At 69.0% G+C, this 21,619-nt stretch carries 14 protein-coding genes, 1 tRNA gene and 3 pseudogenes; 12 read left to right on the forward strand and 6 right to left on the reverse strand.

Features of this window, described 5'->3' with window-relative positions; translation table 11 throughout:
• Position 1 precedes the first annotated feature (1 nt).
• From OU996_RS07130 to OU996_RS07140, 3 genes are all read left to right on the forward strand, one after another.
• Positions 2-1,123: an ABC transporter permease gene (locus OU996_RS07130; protein ID WP_267584929.1), complete on the forward strand. Its 1,122-nt coding sequence runs from the start codon at positions 2-4 to the stop codon at positions 1,121-1,123.
• Between the two features lie 149 nt (positions 1,124-1,272).
• Complete coding sequence (locus OU996_RS07135; protein ID WP_267584930.1) at positions 1,273-2,094, forward strand: CbbQ/NirQ/NorQ/GpvN family protein; 822 nt, start codon at positions 1,273-1,275, stop codon at positions 2,092-2,094.
• The gene (locus OU996_RS07140; protein WP_267584931.1) at positions 2,082-4,358 is read left to right on the forward strand and encodes a nitric oxide reductase activation protein NorD; all 2,277 of its coding nucleotides are present in this window, start codon (positions 2,082-2,084) and stop codon (positions 4,356-4,358) included. The genes OU996_RS07135 and OU996_RS07140 overlap by 13 nt, the downstream gene beginning before the upstream one ends.
• 345 nt (positions 4,359-4,703) lie before the next feature.
• Here the strand turns inward: OU996_RS07140 and OU996_RS07145 are convergent, their stop codons facing one another.
• The 3 genes from OU996_RS07145 to OU996_RS07155 form a co-directional block, all read right to left on the reverse strand.
• A complete protein-coding gene (locus OU996_RS07145) occupies positions 4,704-5,741 on the reverse strand; it encodes an aliphatic amidase (protein WP_267584932.1) in 1,038 nt (345 codons plus the stop codon).
• Positions 5,742-5,922: 181 nt separating this feature from the next.
• Positions 5,923-6,489, reverse strand: coding sequence for a TetR/AcrR family transcriptional regulator (locus OU996_RS07150; RefSeq protein WP_267584933.1), 567 nt, complete (start codon positions 6,487-6,489; stop codon positions 5,923-5,925).
• 144 nt (positions 6,490-6,633) lie between these two features.
• Positions 6,634-7,815: an MFS transporter gene (locus tag OU996_RS07155; RefSeq protein WP_267584934.1), complete on the reverse strand. Its 1,182-nt coding sequence runs from the start codon at positions 7,813-7,815 to the stop codon at positions 6,634-6,636.
• Positions 7,816-7,978: 163 nt separating this feature from the next.
• Here OU996_RS07155 and OU996_RS07160 point away from each other — a divergent pair, with 163 nt between their 5' ends.
• Positions 7,979-8,875: a LysR family transcriptional regulator gene (locus OU996_RS07160; protein WP_267584935.1), complete on the forward strand. Its 897-nt coding sequence runs from the start codon at positions 7,979-7,981 to the stop codon at positions 8,873-8,875.
• 5 nt (positions 8,876-8,880) lie between these two features.
• Here the strand turns inward: OU996_RS07160 and selD are convergent.
• The 3 genes and pseudogenes from selD to OU996_RS07175 all read right to left on the reverse strand — a co-directional run bounded on the left by selD (position 8,881) and on the right by OU996_RS07175 (position 11,930).
• Positions 8,881-9,944 (reverse strand): annotated as a pseudogene (selD, locus tag OU996_RS07165) (selenide, water dikinase SelD).
• Between the two features lie 233 nt (positions 9,945-10,177).
• The gene (locus OU996_RS07170) at positions 10,178-11,320 is read right to left on the reverse strand and encodes a transglutaminase-like domain-containing protein (protein ID WP_267584936.1); all 1,143 of its coding nucleotides are present in this window, start codon (positions 11,318-11,320) and stop codon (positions 10,178-10,180) included.
• A complete protein-coding gene (locus OU996_RS07175) occupies positions 11,304-11,930 on the reverse strand; it encodes a TlpA family protein disulfide reductase (RefSeq protein WP_267584937.1) in 627 nt (208 codons plus the stop codon). Before OU996_RS07175 ends, OU996_RS07170 begins: the two co-directional genes overlap by 17 nt.
• A 249-nt stretch (positions 11,931-12,179) precedes the next feature.
• Here OU996_RS07175 and fdnG point away from each other — a divergent pair, with 249 nt between their 5' ends.
• From fdnG to OU996_RS07210, 8 genes and pseudogenes are all read left to right on the forward strand, one after another.
• A complete protein-coding gene (gene fdnG / locus OU996_RS07180) occupies positions 12,180-15,266 on the forward strand; it encodes a formate dehydrogenase-N subunit alpha (protein ID WP_267584938.1) in 3,087 nt (1,028 codons plus the stop codon).
• Positions 15,267-15,279: 13 nt separating this feature from the next.
• Complete coding sequence (gene fdxH, locus OU996_RS07185; RefSeq protein WP_267584939.1) at positions 15,280-16,263, forward strand: formate dehydrogenase subunit beta; 984 nt, start codon at positions 15,280-15,282, stop codon at positions 16,261-16,263.
• Positions 16,263-16,976 (forward strand): formate dehydrogenase subunit gamma, encoded by a 714-nt coding sequence (locus OU996_RS07190; protein ID WP_267584940.1) that lies wholly within the window; start codon positions 16,263-16,265, stop codon positions 16,974-16,976. Before fdxH ends, OU996_RS07190 begins: the two co-directional genes overlap by 1 nt.
• A 211-nt stretch (positions 16,977-17,187) precedes the next feature.
• Entirely contained in the window at positions 17,188-18,102 is a 915-nt protein-coding gene (gene fdhE / locus OU996_RS07195) for a formate dehydrogenase accessory protein FdhE (protein ID WP_267585629.1), read from the forward strand.
• A gap of 10 nt (positions 18,103-18,112) precedes the next feature.
• Positions 18,113-19,510 (forward strand): annotated as a pseudogene (gene selA, locus OU996_RS07200) (L-seryl-tRNA(Sec) selenium transferase); the annotation flags it as partial.
• A gap of 72 nt (positions 19,511-19,582) precedes the next feature.
• Positions 19,583-21,367 (forward strand): annotated as a pseudogene (gene selB, locus OU996_RS07205) (selenocysteine-specific translation elongation factor); the annotation flags it as partial.
• A complete protein-coding gene (locus tag OU996_RS21425) occupies positions 21,356-21,541 on the forward strand; it encodes a SelB C-terminal domain-containing protein (RefSeq protein WP_420712750.1) in 186 nt (61 codons plus the stop codon). The pseudogene selB and the gene OU996_RS21425, both read left to right, overlap by 12 nt.
• Positions 21,495-21,590, forward strand: a tRNA-Sec gene (locus OU996_RS07210). The genes OU996_RS21425 and OU996_RS07210 overlap by 47 nt, the downstream gene beginning before the upstream one ends.
• Positions 21,591-21,619 lie beyond the last annotated feature (29 nt).

The following is a 21,619-nucleotide window of genomic DNA, read 5'->3' on the forward strand; positions in this document are numbered from 1 at the left end:
CATGATCGCCTCGCTCAAGCGCATCTGGCGGCTCGGCATCAAGGAGCTGTACAGCCTCAAGGCCGATCCGGTGCTGATGGCGCTGATCGTCTATACCTTCACCATCGCCATCTACACGGTGGCGTCCGGCGCCAAGTTCGAGGTCGAGAACGCCGCCGTGGCGGTGGTGGACGAGGACCAGACCGCGCTCTCGCGGCGGATGCGCGACGCGCTGCTGAAGCCCTTCTTCAAGGAGCCGGTGCTGATCGAGGCCAGCGAGGTCGACCGGGCGATGGATGAGGGCCGCTTCGTCTTCGTGGTCAGCATCCCCCCGAAATTCGAGCATGACGTGATTGCCGGGCGCGACCCGGTGGTGCAGCTCGACATCGACGCCACCGCCATGTCGCAGGCCGGCAATGGCGCGACCTATATCCAGAGCATCCTGCTGCAGGAGGTGGCGGCGGCCTATCCCTCCTCCACCGGCACGGCGCCGGTCAGCGTCGTCACCCGCGCTAAGTTCAACCCGAACCTGAAATCCGAATGGTTCAACGCGGTGATGCAGGTCATCAACAACGTGACCATGCTGGCGGTGATCCTGTGCGGGGCGGCGCTGATCCGCGAGCGCGAGCACGGCACGCTGGAGCACCTGCTGGTGATGCCGGTGACGCCGACCGAGATCATGCTGGCCAAGGTCTGGGCCAACGGCCTCGTCATCGTGGTGGCGGCGACGCTGTCGCTGATCTTCGTGGTGCAGCAGCTGCTCGGCGTGCCGATTGGCGGCTCGGTCACGCTCTTCGTGGCCTCCATGCTGGTCTACCAGTTCTCGGTGACCTCGCTCGGCATCCTCATCGCCACGGTCTCGACCTCGATGGGCCAGTTCGGGCTGATCGTCATGCCGGTGCTCATCATGATGAACCTGCTGTCGGGCTCGACCACGCCGATGGAGAGCATGCCGGAGGTGCTGCAATATGTGATGCAGCTCTCGCCCTCGACCCATTTCGTCGCGCTGTCGCAGGCGATCCTCTATCGCGGGGCGGGGATGTCCATCATCTGGCCGCAGATCCTGGCGCTGATCGTGATCGGCGGGGCGTTCTTCACGCTGGCCCGGCTGCGATTCCGCCGAGCGTTGCAGGCGGCGCAATAGGCCATTCACCCCCTTGCGCGGGGGTGAGCGGGTCCGTCTAATCCCTTGCTGCCGGCGGCAAGGACAAGCGGCAAGGACGAAGGCGGCGCGGCGGAGCGGAAGGTGAGCCCTTTGACAGGGCGCCGTCCGTTCCTGCCCCGGAGTCCCTCATGTCGACCGATGCCGCCGCCCATCCCCTCGCGCCGTTTCGTCTCGCCGCCGAGCCCTATTACCGGCCGGTGGCGGACGAGATCGCCGTCTTCGAGGCCGCCTTCGCCCACCGCCTGCCGGTGATGCTGAAAGGCCCGACCGGCTGCGGCAAGACGCGCTTCGTCGAGTACATGGCGTGGCGGCTCGCCCGCCCGCTGGTCACCGTCGCCGCGCATGAGGACATGACGGCGGCCGATCTTGCCGGGCGCTTCCTGCTCAATCCCGAAGGCACGGTCTGGCAGGACGGGCCGCTGACGCTGGCGGTGCGCCATGGCGGGCTGTGCTATCTCGACGAGATCGTCGAGGCGCGGCAGGACACCACCGTCGTCATCCACCCGCTGACCGACGCGCGGCGCGTGCTGCCGCTGGAAAAGCGCGGCGAGCTGATCGCCGCCCACCCTGATTTCCAGCTCGTGATCTCCTATAACCCCGGCTACCAGAGCGCGGTGAAGGATCTGAAGGAGTCCACCAAGCAGCGCTTCATCGCCATCGACTTCGACTATCCCTCAGCGCCGCTGGAAGCCGAGATCGTCGCCCGCGAGGCGGGGGTGGATGAGGGGATGGCGCAGGTGCTGGTGGCCATCGCCGCCGCCTCGCGCCGGCTGCGCGGGCAGGGGCTGGATGAGGGCGCCTCCACCCGCATGCTGATCCATGCCGGGCGGCTCGCTTGCGCCGGCGTGCCGCTGGAGGCGGCGGTGAACGCGGCGATCGTGCTGCCCATCACCGACGATGCCGATGTGCGCGCAGGCCTGCGCGCGGCGATTTCCGCATGCCTGCCGTGACGCTGACGGCGCCCGGGCCGGCCGCCGGGCAACTGGCGGCCCTGCTCGCCGGGCGCGAGACCTTGCGCGCGCCGCTGGACGCGGCGGCGGCGGGCTTTTCCGCCCGCCATGGCGACATGGCCGGCGAGATATGGGCGGAGGGGGCGCTGGCGCTGCTCACCGCCAATGCCGGGGCCGGGGCGCTGCTGGCCTATGCGCGGCTCAGCGAGGCGGGCGACCTCGGCCCGTCCGCCCTTCGTGCCGCGGCCGATGGCGCGGTGCGGGTCTGCCGCGCGGCCGGCGGGCGGGCGGCCGAAGTTACGCTTGACGCGTTCGCGCGGCTGCTGCCGGCGGGCGAGGCGGTGGATTTCTGGGCCGCCTTCGCCCGCCTTGCGGAAGGCGCGCCCGATGAGGTCGCGCCCTTCGCGGCGCGGGCCGGGCAGGTGTGGCGGCGGGGTGAGGGCGCTGCCTTCCGGCACTTCGTCGAGACCGGGCTGAAGGCGGCCGGCCGCAGCGCGGCGCGCCGGCGGGCCTTCTTCACGCTGGACGATCCGCTGGCGCTCGGCCTCGTCGCCCGGCTCGGCGCGGCGCTGGGCCTTGAGGACATGGACGGCCAGCTGCGCCGCGTGCTGCTGGCGCTGTGGGGCGGGGCGCCGCAGCTTCAGGCCCTGCCACCGCCGCCGCCCGGCACGGCGCAGCGGGTGAACATCGCCGGCCCGGTGCTGCGCCTGCCCGCCGCCTGGCCGGGGCTCGACGCCAAGGGGGCGCGCCATCTCTATCTCGCCAGCGCGGTGCATGCCGGGGCGCACCTGTTCTTCGGCAATCCGCGCTTTCAGGTCGGCAAGGACAAGCCGGTGCAGATCGCGCTGGCGACGCTGGTTGAGGATGCGCGCATCGAGCATCTCGCCCTGCGGCTCTATCCGGGCCTGCGCCGGCTCTGGGCGCCCTATCACCGGGCGAGCGCCGAGGATGGGCCGACGGTTCACGCGCTGCTGGCGCGGGTGGCGCGCGGGCTGTTCGATCCGGCCTATCGCGATCCCGACGCGCTGGTGGAGAAGGCGCAGGCGCTGTTCGCCGATGCCGCGGGCCGGCTGGACGATCCCGCCATCAGCCGCGAGATCGGCACGCGGCTCGCCAATGACGTTAGTCAGCGCCGCCTGCGCTTCGACGCGCGCGGCCATGTCGTCGAGCCGGCCTATCGCGATGACGGGCTGGGTCTGTGGGATTTTTCGCAGGTCGACCCGGAGGTGACCGCCGAGGTGGAGATGATGGTCGAGGCCGCGCGGCTCGAGCGGCGCGAGGGTGAGGATGGCAAGCCCGACGCGCCGCCCTCGCCCTCGGCTGGGCGGGCGCGGCCGGTGAGCGCGGCGGCGGAGGGCGTCACGCTCGCCACCTATCCGGAATGGGACGCGCAGGCCGGCATCGAGCGGCCGGACTGGGTGACGGTCAAGGCCATGGCGCCGGTCGAGGGCGACGCGCGGGCGCTGCGCCGGGCGCTGGACGAGGCCGCGCCGCTGCGCGCCCGCATCGCCCGGCTGGTCATGGCGGCAAAGCTCGGCCGCCCGAGCCGGCTGACGCGCCAGAGCGAGGGCCACGAGCTCGACATTGACGCGGTGATCGCCGAGGCCATCGCCCGCCGGGCGGGTGAGGTGCCGGAGCTGCGGGTGTTCCGCTCGTCCGTGCTCACCCGGCGCGATCTTGCCGTGCTGGTGCTGATCGACATTTCCCAGTCCACGCGCGATCGCCTCGCCGGCGGGCACAGCGTGCTCGACGTGGAAAAGCTCGCCGTCGCTTTGCTGGCCGAGGCGCTGGCGGCGCTCGGCGACCGCTTCGCGCTGATGGGCTTCGCCTCGAACGGGCGCGGCGAGGTGCGGGTGCATCCCGTGAAGGGCTTTCATGAGCCGTGGGAGGCGGAGGGTTTCGCCCGGCTCGCCGGCCTCGGTGCGGGCCTGTCCACAAGGCTCGGCGCCGCGCTGCGCCATGCCGGGGCGGAGATCGCCCGCGTTCCCAGCTTCCGCAAGCTGGTGCTGGTGCTCACCGATGGCGAGCCGTCCGACATCGACGCCACCCCCGCCGACCTCGCCGCCGATGCCCGCCGGGCGGTGCTGTTGCTGCGCGCGCGCGGCATCGACAGTTTCGGCGTGACGCTGGCGCCTGCCGGGGCGGGCAGTGAGGGGCCCAGCGCGGCGGCGATCTTCGGCAAGGCGCATGTGCTGCCGATCCATCGCATCGAGGATCTGCCCGCGCGCCTCTCCGACCTCTATTTCCGCCTCGCCCGGCGGTAGGGAGCTGAAACGCCGCCCTTCACCCCATGCGCCGTCATGCCCGGCCTTGGGCCGGGCATCCATGACTTTGGCGCGCGGCTGCCGCCGGTCGCACCCGGTCCGAAGACGTGGATGGCCGGGACAAGCCCGGCCATGACGTGGTTTTGGGGGGCGCCGCCTGCGAAAGCTGATGCTGCGGAAAGCGGCGACGCCCGCCACCCTCGCACGCCGTCATGCCCGGCCTTGGGCCGGGCATCCATGACTTTGGCGCACCCTCGGCCGTTGGTCGCGCGCCCGGTCCGAAGACGTGGATGGCCGGGACTAGACGGCCATGACGTTGTCTCGTGGTGGGAGCCCCCCCGCCCCTCACCGATGCGCTGTGTCGGGGTTGGGGATGCCGTCGATCGGGCATTCCTCGGTGCCGACCATCGGGCGCGTGAAGGATTCCACCATCTCGCGCGTGCCCTCGGGGTCGGCGACCCACTTCTTGTAGAAATCGTAGGGGCAGTCGGCGACGCCCTTGTCGCCGTCGCCGGAATTGATCATGCCAGTATAGCCGCGATGGACCAGCTTGAAGAGGTGGTTCTCCGACTGCATGTTCTTGCGCGCGTCGCGGATCAGCGAGGTGGAGAGCGCGGCGTACTGGATGCCGTACTCCTCCTCGCCGCATTCGCCGAGCGTGCGCCCGTCGAAGCCGACGATCGCCGAATGGCCGAAATAGGAATAGACGCCGTCGAAGCCGGCCGCGTTGGCGACCGCGACATAGGTGTTGTTGGCGAAGGCCATCGCCTTGGACATCAGGATCTGCTGCTCCTTGGCCGGGTACATGTAACCCTGGCAGCGCACGATCAGCTCGGCCCCCTTCATCGCGCAGTCGCGCCAGATTTCCGGGTAATTGCCGTCATCGCAGATGATGAGCGAGACCTTCAGCCCCTTCGGGCCTTCCGAGACATAGGTGCAATTGCCGGGATACCAGCCCTCGATCGGCACCCAGGGCATGATCTTGCGGTATTTCTGCACGATCTCACCCTTGTCGTTCATCAGGATGAGCGTGTTGTAGGGCGCCTTGTTGGGGTGTTCCTCATGGCGCTCGCCGGTGAGCGAGAACACGCCCCACACCTTCGCCTTGCGGCAGGCCTCCGCGAAGATCTCGGTCTCCTCGCCCGGCACGGTGGCGGCGGTCTCGTACATCTCCTTGGAATCATACATGATTCCGTGGGTCGAATATTCCGGGAAGATCACCAGATCCATGCCCGGCAGGCCGATCTTCATGCCGACCAGCATGTCGGCGATCTTGCGGGCATTGGCCAGCACCTCGGCCTTGGTGTGCAGGCGGGGCATCTTGTAGTTCACGACGGCCACGCCGACGGTGTCTTTGCTGCTGGAAACATCGCCGTGCAACATGGTCTTCTCCTCGCGTGAACGCGCACGCCGCCGCGCGCGCAAGCGGCGGGGCCATTGCGTCTCAAAGGGTTTAATTGTCGCGGCGGCCGGAGTCGTGATGAAGGGCCATCCGCCGCGCGCCGGCAGATTGGCGGCAGGCGGGCGCGGGCGGCAATACGTCGTTCAACGGTGGTGCGCCGGCTCAGGCCCCGGCAGTCTCGCGCAGGGCCGCGCGCACGCTCGCGAGGATTTCGTCGGAGAGCGGGGCGTCCGCCTCCTTCACCGCGCGGGCGAGCGAGACCGCGCCGACCATGGCCGAGACGGTGGCGATGGCTTTGGCGCGGCGCGCGGCCGGGTCGCTCTCCTCCAGCCGCGCCTCGACCTGCGCGATGCAGGCCTTGAGGCCGGCGGCGAAATCCTGCTGGATATGGGTGTCGTGCCGGGCGATCTCGGCGCCGAGGGCGGAGAGCGCGCAGCCCTCGCCCGGCGTGTCGCGGTGGGCGCAGCTCAGATAGCGGTCGAAAATCACCGAGAGGCTCGGCGCCCTCTGCCATTTGGCGAGGCTCTGGGCGAAGGCTTCCCGGCAGGCGGCGCCGGCGAGTTCGGCCTTGGAGCGGAAATGGCCGTAAAAGGCGCCATGGGTCAGCCCGCTCGCCTGCATGATCTCGGCGACGCCGACCGCGTCGATGCCGCGCGCGCGAAACAGCCGCGATGCCGCCTGCAGGATCGAACCGTGATGCTCGGCCACCTTCGCCTTGCTGACGCGCAAGCGTTCCTCCACCGCAAATTGCCGCCCGCCCCCTTGGCCAGACAGCATGATTTGGCGGCGAAGCAAATCAGAAACAACACGGACCGGTGGTCGCACCGGTCCGTCGCAGGTTTTCGCGCTATGTGCCGCTAGGGCAGACGGCCCTCAGGCGGGGCAGGCCGCCAGACGGGCGCGGCGGTCGAGCGCGCCGCTCCACAGGGTGAGCAGGAGCGCGCCGCCCACCAGCAGCGCCCCGACCCAGGGCGTCGCCCCGAGGCCGAGCGGGGAGGCGACGACGCGCCCGCCCACCCAGGCGCCGACCGCAATGCCGAGATTGAACGCGGCGATGTTGAGCGCGGAGGCGACATCCACCGCGCCGGGCCGGTAGCGGCCGGCGAGCTCAACCACATAGATCTGCAGGCCGGGCACATTGGCGAAGGACAGGAAGCCGAGCGCCGCGAGCGTGGGCAGCGCCAGCCAGGGCGAGACGGCGGTGAACGCGAACAGCGCCAGCACGCCGGCCTGCGCCAGGAACAGCACGGTGAGCGCCTTCACCGGATCACGGTCGGCAATGCGCCCGCCGACGAGATTGCCCGCCGCGATGGCGAGGCCGTAGAGCACGAGGATCAGGCTGACGCTGGCGCTGGAGAAGCCGGTGATGTGCTCGAGGATGACGGCAAGATAGGTGAAGGCGACGAAGGTGCCGCCATAGCCCAGCGCCGTCATGCCATAGACGATGAGCAGGCGCCCCGAGCCGAGCACGCGCAGCTGCTCGATCAGCCGGGCGGGTTCGGCGCGCGACAGGGTGTTCGGCAGCAGCGCGGCGATGGCGAGAAAGGCGATGACGCCGAGCCCCGCGACCGCCCAGAAGGTGGCGCGCCAGCCAAAGCTCTGGCCGATGAAGGTGCCGAGCGGCACGCCGGTGACGATGGCGACGGTGAGGCCCATGAACATCAGTGCGATGGCCGAGGCCCGCCGGTCCGCCGGCACGAGATCGGCGGCGATGGTGGCACCAACCGAGAAGAACACGCCATGGGCGAAGGCGGAGACGACGCGGGCGACAAGCAGCGTCTCGTAACCGGGGCTCAGCGCTGCCGCCGAATTGCCGATGACGAACAGCGCCATCAACCCGAGCAGCAGCGGCTTACGCGGCACGCGGCCGGTCAGCGCGGTGAGGACCGGCGCGCCGAAGGTGACGCCGAGCGCATAGACGCTGACGATCAGCCCGGCGCGCGGCAGGTCGATGGCAAGATCGGCGGCGACGGTGGGCAGCAGGCCGACAATGACGAATTCGGTGGTGCCGATCGCATAGGCGGCGATGGTGAGGGCGAACAAGGCAAGGGGCATCAAGGGTCTCCGGCGCCGCCGACAGCACGGGTTGCAGCCCCGGCAAGGGTTGCGGCGCGAACAGGGGGTTGGAAGCACTATGCGGGCCAGCCCCTTGCGCGATAAGCCGCGATGTCGGACCAAGGACTGTGAATTGAATTCATAGACGGTGATGAGCGGGCGAATGGATAATCGCGCGGGCGAGATGCAGGTGCTGGTCGAGGTGGTCGAGCGCGGCAGCTTCTCCGCCGCCGGGCGCCGGCTCGGCCTCTCGCCTTCCGCCGTCAGCAAGCTGGTGACGCGGCTGGAGGAGCGGCTTGGCACCCGCCTGCTGGTGCGCTCGACCCGCGTGGTGACGCTCACCCCGGAGGGCGAGGCCTATGCGGCGCGGGCCCGGCGCATTCTCGGCGAGATCGATGAGGCGGAGCGCGTGGTCTCCGCCGGCGCCGCCGCCACGCCGCGCGGGCGGCTGCGGGTGAGCGCGACGGTGGGCTTCGGCGAGCGCTGCCTCGTGCCGCTGGTGCCGGAATTTCTCGGGCGCTACCCGCAGGTGCAACTGGACCTGTCACTGACCGACGAGGTGATCGATCTGGTGGCGGAGCGCGCCGACATCGCGCTGCGCGCCGGGCCGATGCGCGATTCCACGCTGATGGCGCGCAAGGTGCTGGAGAGCCGGCGCGTCATCGTCGCCGCGCCGTCCTATCTGGCGCGGCACGGTACGCCGCGCACCCCGCAGGAACTCACCACGCATAATTGCCTGCGCTTCAATTTCCGCCGCTCCATGGATGACTGGCCGTTCCGCGACCCGTCGAGCGGGGAGAGCTACGCGCTCACCGTCACCGGCAATCTCGAAGGCAATAGCGGCGCCATGGTGCACCGCCTCGCGTTGGACGGGCTGGGCCTTGCCCGCATCGCCCGCTATGTGGCGGAGGCGGACATCGCGGCCGGGCGGCTGGTGCCGGTGCTGGAGGCGTTCAACGCCGGCGACATCGAGTTGCTGCACGCGGTGTTCGTGGGGCACGATTATCTCGCCGCCCGCATCCGCGCCTTCGTCGATTTTCTCAGCGCGCGGATCGGCTGAACGCTTTAGCGCACGGTGATGCCCGGCGCGCCCGCAATGGCCTGCCCGATGATCGCCGCGCGGGAGAAGCCTTCGGCCCGGATCTGCGCGAGAAGGCGCGGGGCGGCCGAGGCTGCGCAGGCGACGAGCAGGCCGCCGGCGGTCTGCGGGTCGGTGAGCAGATGGCGCTGCGCCTCCGGCAGATCGGCCGGCAGGGTGACTCCTCGCCATAGCTCGCCCAGTTGCGGTGCGAGGCGCCGGTGACGAAGCCGGCCTGGGCCAGCGCGGGGGCCTCATCGAGGAAGGGCAGGGCGTCCATCTCGATCTCCAGCCGCAGCCCGGCGCCGCGCGCCACTTCCAGCCCATGGCCGAGAATGCCGAAGCCGGTCACATCGGTGACGGCGTGGACATCGCTGTCCCTGCCGAGCGCCGTGCCGACCTTGTTGAGCTGGGTCATCGCGCCGACCATCTCGGCATAGGCGGCCGGCGACAGCGCCTCCTTCTTGAAGGCGGCGGAATAGATGCCGACGCCGAGCGGCTTGGTCAGGATCAGCGCGTCGCCCGGCTGCGCCGTGCTGTTGCGGCGGATGTGCGAGGGGTGGGCGGTGCCGATGACGGCGAGGCCATAGATCGGCTCGGGGGAATCGATGGAATGCCCGCCGGCGATGGGGATGCCGGCCTCGGTGGCGATGGAGGCGCCGCCCTTGAGGATCTCGCGCACCAGCGCCGGGTCGAGCTTGCCGAGCGGCATGCCGAGGATGGCCAGCGCCAGCAGCGGCTTGCCGCCCATGGCGTAGACGTCGGAGATCGCGTTGGTCGCGGCGATGCGGCCGAAGGTGAAGGGGTCGTCCACCATCGGCATGAAGAAGTCGGTGGTGGCGATGAGGCAGGTCTCCTCATCGAGCTGCCACACCGCCGCGTCGTCGCCGGTCTCGGTGCCGACGAGGAGCCGGGTGAACGCCCCCGCCGCCGGCTGTTCGGCCAGCAATTCGCGCAGCACCGAGGGCGCCAGCTTGCAGCCACAGCCCCCTCCATGGGCGAGGCTGGTGAGGCGGAACGGGGCGGGGGTGTCGGTCGGCTTGTCGAGCATGTCGTCTACCTCTGCAAGGCGTCATCCCGGATGGCCGAAGGCCGATCCGGGATCGCATGAAATTGGCGAGCGATCCCGGCTCTACGGCTTCGCCCGCTCCACATGATCGCCGTCATGCCCGGCCTTGGGCCGGGCATCCACGACTTGGGCACGGGCAAGTCAGAAGGCGTGGATGGCCGGGCTGATCCCCGGATCAAGTCCGGGGACGGCCATGACGTCGCGCAAACGCACGCTCACACCGCGATCTCGCTGGCCTTGATGGTGTAGCGGAAGGCGTCCGGGTCGAGGCAGTCCTGGCGGAGGCTCGCGACTTCCGCCTGCGGGTACATGAGGAAGCCGAGCTTGGGGCCGGAGGAGCCGGGCAAGGCGATGTCGTGGCCGTCATTATAGGCGAGCCAGTTGCCCTCCCACGACCCGAACAGCGCCTTGCGGGCGGCGATGACCTTGGCATCGTCCATGGCGTTCTTGCCCGGCGGCTCCTCCAGCACGACCTTGCGCACATCCGCCGGATCGGTGGCGATCCAGCCGAAGCCGTCCAGCCATACCTCGGCGCGGCAGTGCTGCGCCTTCGAGATGGTCGGCGAATTGGCGCCGAGGCTCTTGTAACCGAAGGCGGAGGGGGCGACGCGGATGCCATAGATGTCGCGGGCGGGAATGCCGGCGGCGCGGTTGAGGCCGACGAACAGCGCGTTGAGATCGGCACATTTGCCGCCGAGATTGCCGCTGGTCAGCAGCGCGGCGATGTCGCCCGTGCCGCAGCCGCGCGTGGCGGCGTTGCGGTAGGTGTTCTCGACCACCCATTCATAGATGGCGCGGGACTTTTCGAGATCGCTCGCCTTGCCGGCGGTGATCGTGTCGGCGGTCGTTTTGACGATGCCGTCGGTCGGGATGAGGTCGGTCGCCTTGAGGAACAGCGCGCGCTCTTGCGCCGTCAGCGGCGTGACGGTGCCGGGCTTGGAGAGGTCGGTGGCGCGGTCGCGGGTGGCGAAGGTGGAGACGATCTCGACCTTGGGCGCGGTCTCGCCGGCGGCCCAGACGAGGTGCAGCATGTCGCTGCCGTAATGGGGATCCTTCACCACGGTGGCGCTGGCGGCGTTGGTGGTCCAGCGGTTCGCGCCGGGCTTGAACCAGTCGGCGGCGCTGTAGGCGGGCAGCGGCACCCAGGCCTGGGCGGGGCCCGCCTTGCCGTCGAGCGGGGCGACGTCGAGCGTCGTCACCACCTCGAATTGCCGCCATTTACCGGGCGAGGGGGCGAAAATGGCGGCGCCCGCCGCAGCGCCAGCGGTCGCGGCGCTTTGAGCGAAGGCGTGGGCGGGAAGCGTGGTCGCGGCGGCGAGCGCGGCGCCGCATTTCAGGAAATCACGACGGCTGGTCATGAGGGGGCTCCCGGTCGGTGAGAGGAGGCAGCGGCGCCGCATCCGGCGTGGCTGTTGAGGTGGAAAGGTGGTCCAGCGCCGCGCGGGCGTCCGGGTGGTCCCAGTCGATGGGGCCCTCGGCGGTCCGGCGGATGATGTGGGCGGGGTCGAGCAGCAGGGTGGCGGGCAGGACGGTGACGCCGAAGGCGCGGCTTGCCGCGCGGTCCTCGTCGATCAGCACGGGGAAGCCGAGGCCCGCGTCCTTGAATTGCCGGTCGAGAAAGCGGCGCACGCGCACCGGCACCTCGCCGACATCGACCGCCAGAATCATCGGCCCGGTGGTCGGGTCAAGCCGGGCGGCGAGGTGGGAGAGGCCGGAAAGCTCCTCCCGACAGGGTTCGCACCAGGTCGCAAAGAAGTGAACCACGACCGGCCGGCCGTGCAGCGCAGCAAGGCTCAGCGGCGGTCCGTCGAGGCTTGGCAGGGTGAGGGCCGGAGCCGCGCTTCCGGGCCCGGGCAGGGATGCGGCGAGCGCGCTCGCTCCCGTCGTTTCTGACGCAAGGGAAGCAAGGGCAAGCCCGATCAGGAATTTCGTCGCGCCCCGCCACGCGGGAGCCTTCAAGGCGAACACGGCGCGATGCTGCGCCCGGCCTGCGGCTGCGTCAATCCGTCCTTTGACGGTTGCCCCGGACGCTGCATCGCAGCATTGCAGGATGGCACGGCGATGAATCTGGTATGCCAGGAAGCGACTGATTTTCCACGGCTTTTTCCGCAGCGTCAGTGCTGCATCGATTTGACATTAGACCAGCTCGAAACTAGCCTGACGATTGGATTACCCTATCGGCCGATGGGGATGGGAAGGTAACTCGGGAGGGTCGCCATGAATATGGAACTCTCGCGCCGGACGTTCTTGAAAACGTCGGGAGCGGGCATCGCGGGTACGACGCTGGGAGCCTTCGGCTTCAGCGAGGCGGAAGCGGCGGTGGCGGCCTATATCAAGCCGTTCCATCTCGCCAACACCGCGGAGACCCGGAACACCTGCACCTATTGCTCGGTCGCCTGCGGCATCATCATCTATTCCAAGGGTGACCTGCGGAAGGGTGAGAAGGCCGACATCGTCCATATCGAGGGCGACGCCGATCACCCGACCAATCGCGGCACGCTCTGCCCCAAGGGCGCGGCGCTGCGCGACATCGTGAAGTCCGAGACCCGGCTCACCCAGCCGATGATCCGCAAGGCGGGTTCCGACAAGTTCGAGCCGATCTCCTGGGAGGCGGCGCTCGACAAGATCGCCCGCGCCATGAAGGACGATCGCGACGCCAATTTCGTCGCCACCAACAAGGACGGCGTGACCGTCAATCGCTGGCTGACCACCGGCTTCCTCGCCGCCTCGGCCACCACCAATGAGACCGCCTTCGCCACCTACAAGGTGGTGCGCTCAACCGGAATTCTGGCGTTCGATAACCAGGCACGCGTCTGACACGGCCCGACGGTGGCGAGTCTCGCCCCAACATTTGGCCGTGGAGCAATGACCAACTCCTGGACCGACATCAAGAATACCGACCTCGTCGTGATCATGGGCGGCAATGCCGCTGAAGCCCATCCCTGCGGCTTCAAATGGGTCACCGAGGCGAAAGCCAATCGCGGCGCCAAGCTGATCGTCGTCGATCCGCGCTACACGCGCTCGGCCGCGGTGGCGGACTATTATGCGCCGATCCGTCCGGGCAGCGACATCGCCTTCCTGATGGGCGTGATCAACTGGTGCATGCAGAACGACAAGGTGCAGTGGGCGTACACCAAGGCCTTCACCAACGCCTCCTATGTCGTGAAGGAGGGCTTTGCCTATCAGGACGGTCTGTTCACCGGCTATGACGAGGCCAAGCGCGACTACGTCAAGGACACGTGGGAATACGAGATCGGGCCGGACGGCTATGCGGTGGTCGACGAGACCCTGCAGAATCCGCGCTGCGTCTGGAACCTGCTGAAAGCACACGTCGCCACCTACACGCCCGAAATGGTCGAGCGCATCTGCGGCACGCCCAAGGACAAGTTCCTGAAGGTCTGCGCGATGATCGGCGAGTGCTCCTCGCCCACCAAGACCATGACGAGCATGTACGCGCTCGGCTGGACCCAGCATTCCAAGGGCGCGCAGAACATTCGCGGCATGGCCATGCTGCAGCTCATCCTCGGCAATATCGGGGTGCGCGGCGGCGGCATGAACGCGCTGCGCGGTCATTCCAACATCCAGGGGCTGACCGATCTGGGGCTGATGAGCAACCTCATCCCCGGCTATCTGAACATCCCCACCGAGAAGGAGCCGGACCTCACCACCTATATGTCGACGCGTGCTTTCAAGCCGCTGCGGCCGAACCAGATGAGCTACTGGCAGAACTACCGCAAGTTCTTCGTCAGCTTCATGAAGTCGATGTACGGCTCGGCGGCGACGGCGCAGAATGAGTGGGGCTATAGCTACCTGCCCAAGCTCGACGTGCCCTCCTATGACATCCTGCGGGCTTTCGAGCTCATGAAGCAGGGCAAGATGAACCTCTATTTCTGCCAGGGGTTCAACCCGCTTCAGGCGTTCCCGAACAAGGCGAAGCTCGCCGAGGCGCTCTCCAAGCTCAAGCTCCTGGTCATCATGGACCCGCTGGAGACCGAGACCGCGCGCTTCTGGGAAAACCACGGCATCTACAACAAGGCGGACCCGGCCAGCATCAAGACCGAGGTGATCCAGCTTCCCACCACCTGCTTCGCGGAGGATGAGGGCTCGCTGGTCAATTCCGGCCGCTGGCTGCAATGGCACTGGCCGGGCGGCTCGCCTCCGGGCGAGGCGCGCACGGATGTGGCGATCATGTCCGGCATCCATCTGCGGCTGAAGGAGATGTATCGCAAGGAGGGCGGCGCCTTCCCCGATCCGATCCTCAACCTCAACTGGGCCTACAAGAACCCGGAGGAGCCGACCCCCGAAGAGCTGGCGCGGGAAATGAACGGGTCGGTGCTGACCGACGTGTTCGACCCGAACGATGCGACGAAGAAGGTGCTGGAGGCCGGCAAGCAGTTGGCCGGTTTCGGCCAGCTGCGCGACGACGGCTCGACCGCCTGCGGCTGCTGGATCTTCTCGGGCTGCTGGACCGAGGCCGGCAACATGATGGCGCGCCGGGACAATTCCGACCCGGACAATACCGGCGCCTTCCTGAAATGGTCGTTCGCCTGGCCGGCCAACCGGCGCATCCTCTACAATCGCGCCTCCTGCGACCTCGACGGCAAGCCGTGGGATCCCTCCCGCAAGCTGATCGAGTGGGATGGCGCCAAGTGGAGCGGCTATGACGTGCCGGACATCGCGCCGACCGCCAAGCCGCGCGATGTCGGCCCCTTCATCATGAACCCGGAGGGCGTCTCGCGCCTCTTCGTGCGCAAGATGATGCGCGACGGGCCGTTCCCGGTTCATTACGAGCCGTTCGAGAGCCCGGTCGCCAATGTCATCGCCCCGAAGATCGTCGGCAATCCGGTGGCGCGCGTGTTCAAGGATGACTGGGCGCAGTTCGCCAAGACCGGCTCGCCGGACTTCCCCTATGCGGCGACCAGCTACCGGCTCACCGAGCACTTCCACTACTGGACCAAGAACAACCATGTGAACGCGGTGCTCCAGCCGCAGCAGTTCGTCGAGATTTCCGAGGAACTGGCGCGGGAGAAGGGCATCGAGAAGGGTGGCTGGGCCCGGGTGTGGTCGACGCGCGGCGAGATTCTCGCCAAGGCGGTCGTCACCAAGCGCATCAAGCCGATGATGATCGACGGCAAGACCGTCCATGTGGTCGGGATCCCCATCCACTGGGGCTTCGTCGGCGCGGCGCGCAAGGGTTTCTCGGCCAATGTGCTCTCGCCCTTCGTGGGCGACGCCAATATCGAGACGCCCGAGTTCAAGGCCTTCATGGTCAATATCGAAGCGTCCACCGGGCCGGTGGCATAGGGAGGCGGCGCAGATGTTTCCCCCAATTCCCAACCCGTCGACCGCCCCCGATGCCGCCGCGCAGAAGTTCGGCGAGAAAGACATTCTTCGCCGCTCGGCCTCCGAGGTCACGCCGCCCGCGCAGCGGCTGACCGAGGTCGCCAAGCTGATCGACGTGTCCAAATGCATCGGCTGCAAGGCCTGCCAGGCCGCGTGCCTGGAATGGAACAACCTGACCGAGGAGATCGGCTTCAACCACGGTGTCTATGACAACCCGATGGACCTGACGCCGAACACCTTCACCCTGATGCGCTTCACCGAATGGGTGAACCCGGAGACCGAGAACCTCGAATGGCTCATCCGCAAGGATGGCTGCATGCATTGCGAGGATCCCGGCTGCCTGAAGGCCTGCCCTTCGCCGGGCGCCATCGTGCAGTATTCCAACGGCATCGTGGACTTCCAGCACGAGAACTGCATCGGCTGCGGCTACTGCATCAAGGGCTGCCCGTTCAACATCCCGCGCATCTCCAAGGTCGATCACACCGCGTATAAATGCACGCTGTGCTCGGACCGCGTGGCGGTGGGCCAGGGTCCAGCCTGCCAGAAGGCGTGCCCGACCCAGGCCATCGTCTTCGGCACCAAGGACGAGATGAAGGACTGGGCCGCGCACCGCATCACCGACCTGAAGTCGCGCGGCTATGAGAATGCCGGCCTCTACGACCCGCCGGGCGTCGGCGGCACGCATGTCATGTATGTGCTCCAGCACGCCGACCAGCCCTCGCTCTATGCCGGGCTGCCGGACAATCCGCGCATCTCGCCGATCGTCGAGACCTGGAAGGGCGTGACCAAATATGTCGGTCTCGCCGTGATGGGCTTCGCCGCCGCCGCGGGCTTCCTCCACTACATGGTCGCCGGCCCGAACAAGGTCGGTGAGGAGGATGAGGAGAACGCCGAGAAGCTGCTGGCCGGCACCGCACCGCCGCCCAACGAGGCTTCCCGTCCCGAGGGGAGGGTGTGATGGCCGTGATCCCGCATCATGACGTGCCTGATGATGTCGAGCCGGGCGATGCTGTCCGGCCCGGCCACCCCGTGCAGGTGAAACGCTACACGGTGGGCGCGCGCATCAACCACTGGATCACCGCCGTCAGCCTGGTGCTGCTGGCGCTGTCCGGCCTCGCGCTGTTCACGCCGAAGCTGTTCTTCCTCACCAGCCTGTTCGGCGGCGGGCAGTGGACGCGCACGCTGCACCCGTGGATCGGCGTGGTGCTGTTCGTCTCCTTCGCGCTGCTGTTCATCCGCTTCTGGCGCGCCAATCTGCCGGCGCGCGAGGATGTCGACTGGGTGGCGCATTCGGCCGATTTGCTCGCCGGGCGCGAGGAGAAGATGCCGGAGGTCGGCAAGTACAATGCCGGCCAGAAGGGCGTGTTCTGGGCGATGTCCGGCCTCATCATCGTGCTCATCGGCTCGGGCATCGTGATGTGGGACCAGTATTTCTATGACCTGACCACCATCCCGCAGAAGCGCTGGGCGATCCTCGTCCATGCGATGGCAGCGGTGGTGATCATCTGCGTGTGGATCATCCACGTCTATGCGGCGATCTGGGTGAAGGGGACGATCGGCGCGATGACGCGCGGCGAGGTCACCGGCGGCTGGGCGTGGCGCCATCATCGCAAATGGCTGCGCGAGCTGGTGAGCCGTCCCGGCAAACCCCCGCGCGCGCCGGCCGAGTAAGCGGGCGGCAACCGTCATCCCGGACGGCCGAAGGCCGATCCGGGATCGCGTGCCGCGAACAATGCCGATCCCGGCTCTGCGCGCGCCGCGCTTGGCCGGTATCGACCAATCTATTCCGCGCTTCATTCCACGCGCGGATCTGCAGCAGGGCGTTGCCGCGAGAACCCCGCGGCGGCCCAGGAAACACGTGGCCCGTGTGGTTCGTGAGGACATGATGCCTGAAGATCTTCAGCCCGATCCTTCCGTGATCGGTGCCGTCTCCACCCCGCCCTTCGTGGTCCTGCCCGATCCCGCGACGCTGTTCGGCGCCCGCGCTGTGCGGCTGCGCAGCTATGCGGCGGTGAGCCCGATGGCGCCGTTCCTGAATTTCGTGGCTGATATCGTCGATGGCCAGCACGGCATCGTGCCGACCCTGCCGCCCGTCGCCGCGCCCGATCCGCAGGCGCTCGAGCGCGCCCGCGGCTTCGAGATGCCGCCCATCGACCGCGCGGGCGTGAAGCTCGACGACACGCTGGACGCCACGCTCGACGCACTGTTCGACGCCGCCGCCAAGGTGAAGATGCCGGAGGAGGCCGAGGCGGCGCTCACCCGCGTGCGCCTCGCCGACGGGGCGCTGCGCGCGCAGATGGTCCGGGACGTGCTCGCCCATGACATGCCGGTGGAGACGCTGGCCGAGCACGTCTATGTCGCCGCCGCGCTGCAGGTGCATGCCGCGCGCCTTGCCGCGACGCTCGACTCAAAGGCGCTGGTGCCGGTGGGCGATGGCGTGTGCCCGGCCTGCGGCGGGCCCCCCGTCGCCTCGCTCATCGTCGAGTGGCCGAACGCCCATGGCAACCGCTACTGCGCCTGTTCGCTCTGCTCCACGCTGTGGAACTATGTGCGCATCCGCTGCTGCGCCTGCGGCTCGACCAAGGGCATCGGCTATCAGGGCATCGAGGGCGGGCCGGAGACCATCAAGGCCGAGACCTGCGACGAGTGCCGCACCTATGTGAAGGTGCTCTACCAGAACAAGGACATCACCATCGAGCCGGTAGCCGACGATATCGGCTCGCTCGGGCTGGACATGATGATGCGCGAGGGGCCGTACCGGCGGGCGGCGTTCAACCCGTTCCTGCTCGGCTATTGAGGGCGCGGCCATGGATACGCCCGCTCCCCCCACCCTGCGCGACCTGCCCGCCGTCGATGCGGTGCTGAAGACGGCCGCCGGCCAGCTCGCCATCGCCCGCTTTGGCCGGGTGCCAATGACGCAGGCGGTGCGCGGCGCGCTGGACGAGGTGCGCGCCGGCCTCATCGCCGGGAAACTGGCGAGCCTGCCCTCGCCCGACCATGTGGCACTTGCCGCCACCAGCGCGCTGGAAGGCGCCTCCCGCGCCTCGCTCGCCCCGCTGTTCAACCTCACCGGCACGGTGCTGCACACCAATCTCGGCCGCGCGCTGCTGGCGGAGGAGGCGGTGGCGGCGGCAACCGCCGCGATGCGCAGCGCGGTGGCGCTGGAGTTCGACCTTGCCACCGGCACGCGCGGTGAGCGCGACGACCATGTGCGCGATCTGCTGATCGAGCTGACGGGAGCGGAGGACGCCACCGTCGTCAACAACAACGCCGCCGCCGTGCTGCTGGTGCTCAACACGCTCGGCCTCGGCCGGGAAGCCATTGTCTCGCGCGGCGAGCTGATCGAGATCGGCGGCGCCTTCCGCATGCCGGACATCATGGCCCGCGCCGGGGTGAGGCTCGTCGAGGTCGGCACCACCAACCGCACCCATGCCCGCGATTATGAGGGCGCGCTCACCCCCGAGACCGGGCTGGTGCTGAAGGTCCATACCTCCAATTACCGCATCGAGGGCTTCACCAAGGAGGTCAGCGCGCGCGAGCTGGCGGGTATTGCCGGGGCGCGCGGCGTGCCGCTGGTGAACGATCTCGGCTCCGGCACGCTGATTGATCTCGCCCGCATCGGTCTCGCCCATGAGCCGACCGTGCGCGAGGCGGTGGCGGAGGGCGCCGACCTCGTGACCTTCTCCGGCGACAAGCTCTTGGGCGGGCCGCAGACCGGTTTCATCGTCGGGCGCAAGGATCTCATTGCACAGGTCAACCGCAACCCGATGAAGCGGGCCTTGCGGGTCGACAAGATCCGCCTCGCCGCGCTGGAGGCGACGCTGAAGCTCTACCGTGACCCGGACCGCCTCGCCGCCCGTCTGCCGACGCTGCGACTGCTCGCCCGCACGCGCGACGACCTGCGCGTGGTGGCCGAACGGCTGAGCGCGCCGGTGGCGGCGCGGCTCGGGGCAGGCTTCACCGTCGAGGTGGCCGCGTGCGCCAGCCAGATCGGCTCCGGCGCGCTGCCTTTGGAGACGCTGGCCAGCGCCGCGCTCGCCATCCGCCCGGCCGGCGATAGCTCGGGCGGGGCGCTGAACGGCCTCGCCGCGCGGCTGCGCGGTTTGCCGGTGCCGGTGATCGGGCGCGTCAATGAGGGCGCCTTGCTCCTCGATCTGCGCTGCCTTGAGGATGAGGCGGGCTTCCTCGCCAGCCTCGACGCGCTGGGGGGCGGCGCCATGATCATCGGCACGGCCGGGCATATCGACCATGGCAAGACCGCGCTGGTCGGCGCGCTCACCGGGGTCGATACCGACCGGCTGAAGGAGGAGAAGGCGCGGGGCATCTCCATCGACCTCGGCTTCGCCTATCTGCCGACCGAAGCCGGCACGCTTGGCTTTATCGACGTGCCCGGCCATGAAAAGTTCATCCACACCATGCTCGCCGGGGCGAGCGGCATCGACGCGGCGCTGCTGATCGTCGCCGCCGATGACGGGGTGATGCCGCAGACCCGCGAGCATCTGGCGCTGATCGACCTGCTCGGCATCCGCCAGGGCATCGTCGCGCTGACCAAGGCGGACCTCGCCGACGAGGATCGCCGGGCGCAGGTGAGCGCCGAGATCGCCGCGCTCATCGAGGGCACCGGACTTGAGGGCGTGGAGATCGTGCCGGTCTCGTCCGTCACCGGCGAGGGGGTGGACGATCTGCGCGAACGCCTCATCGCGCTCGCCCGTGCTTTTCACGGCCGCGCGGGGGAGGGGCGTTTTCGCCTCGCCGTGGACCGCTGCTTCACCCTCGCCGGTGCCGGCACGGTGGTGACGGGCACGGTGCTGTCCGGCGCCGTGCGGGTGGGCGACAGCGTGAGCGTCAGCCCCCCCGGCCTCACGGCGCGCGTGCGCTCCATCCATGCGCAGAACCGTCGGGCGGAGGAGGGCCGCGCCGGGGATCGCTGCGCGCTCAATCTCGCCGGCGAGGGCATCACTCATGACGCCATCCATCGCGGCGACATGGTGCTCGACCCTGCTTTGCACGCGCCAACTTTGCGGATCGACGCGAGCGTCACCGTGCTGGCGGGTGAGCCGAAGCCGCTTGACGCGTGGTTCCCGGTGCGGCTGCACCATGCCTCGGTGGAGGTCGGCGCGCGGCTGGTGCCGCTGTCGGATGAGGCGATCGCGCCGGGCGGGGCGGGGCTCGCGCAGCTCGTGCTCGACCGGCCGATCGCCGCGGCAGTGGGCGACCGTTATGTCATCCGCGACACCTCCGCCCAACGCACCATTGGCGGCGGGCGGTTTCTCGATCTGCGCGCCCCCGCCCGCAAGCGGCGCACGCCGGAGCGTCTGGCGCAGCTCGCCGCGCTCGAAGGGGATGACCCGCAAGCGGTGCTGGCGCGGCTGCTCGATCTCGATCCGTACCATCTCGATCTCGACGCCTTCGCCCGCGACCGGGCGCTGGAGGCGGGCGCGCCGGAACGTCTGGCGGTGGCGCTGGGGCTGATCGTCTTCGGGTCGCCCGGCGCGCGCATCGTCCTCTCGGCGCGGCGCTGGGCGCTGTACCGCGAGGCGCTGCTGGAAACACTCGCGGGCTTCCACGCCGCCAACCCGGACCTTGCCGGCATGGGGGTGGAGAAGCTGCGGCTTTCCCTCACCCCGCGCCTGCCCAAGCCTGCCTTTACCGAGGCGTTGCGCCGGCTCGCCGTGGAGGGCGGGCTGGTGCTGGAGGGGGCCTGGGTGCGCCTTGCCGGCCATGAGGTGCGGCTCACCCACGCGGATGAAATTGTCTGGGAGGCCATCGCTCCCCGGCTCGGCGGCGCGGAGCGCTTCCGCCCGCCGCGCGTGCGCGACCTCGCGGGGCTGCTGGGCGAGGCGGAGGGGGATGTTCGCCGGCTGATGAAGCTGCTGGCGCGGCTCGGCCGGGTGGACGAGGTGGCGCACGATCATTTCTTCCTGCGCGCCAGCGTCGCCGAGCTGGTCGGCATGGCGGCCGAACTCGCCGCGGCCTCACCCGACCGGCAGTTCGGCGCCAGCGCCTTTCGCGACCGCGTGGAGCGCGACGCCGCGCCGGCCGGCCGCAAGGTGGCGATCCAGATTCTGGAGTTTCTCGATCGCCACGGCGTGACGCTGCGCCGGGGCGACCAGCGCCGCATCAACCCGCACCGGCTGGACCTGTTCGGCGCGATCGGCGACAGTAAGGTTCCCGCGACAGGCGGGCGATGGAAGAGCGTCCCATCCGGTGATGGGGCCGGACTTCAAATCCGGTAGGGGCCGCGAGACGGTCCTTGGTGGGTTCGACTCCCACTCTCTTCCGCCATTTCTTCCCGCAGCCCGGCGACGGCCTCA

It is taken from the genome of Ancylobacter sp. SL191, assembly GCF_026625645.1.
In the GTDB taxonomy this organism is placed as follows: domain Bacteria; phylum Pseudomonadota; class Alphaproteobacteria; order Rhizobiales; family Xanthobacteraceae; genus Ancylobacter.

What these genes read in the sequence shown, in the direction of transcription:
- OU996_RS07155 (WP_267584934.1), bottom strand. Translation starts at nt 7,815, where the DNA reads ATGCCCCTTGCCTTGTTCGCCCTCACCATCGCCGCCTATGCGATCGGC.
- fdxH (WP_267584939.1), top strand. Translation starts at nt 15,280, where the DNA reads ATGTTTCCCCCAATTCCCAACCCGTCGACCGCCCCCGATGCCGCCGCG.
- OU996_RS07130 (WP_267584929.1), top strand. Translation starts at nt 2, where the DNA reads ATGATCGCCTCGCTCAAGCGCATCTGGCGGCTCGGCATCAAGGAGCTG.
- OU996_RS07140 (WP_267584931.1), top strand. Translation starts at nt 2,082, where the DNA reads ATGCCTGCCGTGACGCTGACGGCGCCCGGGCCGGCCGCCGGGCAACTG.
- OU996_RS07170 (WP_267584936.1), bottom strand. Translation starts at nt 11,320, where the DNA reads ATGACCAGCCGTCGTGATTTCCTGAAATGCGGCGCCGCGCTCGCCGCC.
- OU996_RS07145 (WP_267584932.1), bottom strand. Translation starts at nt 5,741, where the DNA reads ATGTTGCACGGCGATGTTTCCAGCAGCAAAGACACCGTCGGCGTGGCC.
- OU996_RS07190 (WP_267584940.1), top strand. Translation starts at nt 16,263, where the DNA reads ATGGCCGTGATCCCGCATCATGACGTGCCTGATGATGTCGAGCCGGGC.
- fdhE (WP_267585629.1), top strand. Translation starts at nt 17,188, where the DNA reads ATGATGCCTGAAGATCTTCAGCCCGATCCTTCCGTGATCGGTGCCGTC.
- OU996_RS07160 (WP_267584935.1), top strand. Translation starts at nt 7,979, where the DNA reads ATGGATAATCGCGCGGGCGAGATGCAGGTGCTGGTCGAGGTGGTCGAG.
- OU996_RS07135 (WP_267584930.1), top strand. Translation starts at nt 1,273, where the DNA reads ATGTCGACCGATGCCGCCGCCCATCCCCTCGCGCCGTTTCGTCTCGCC.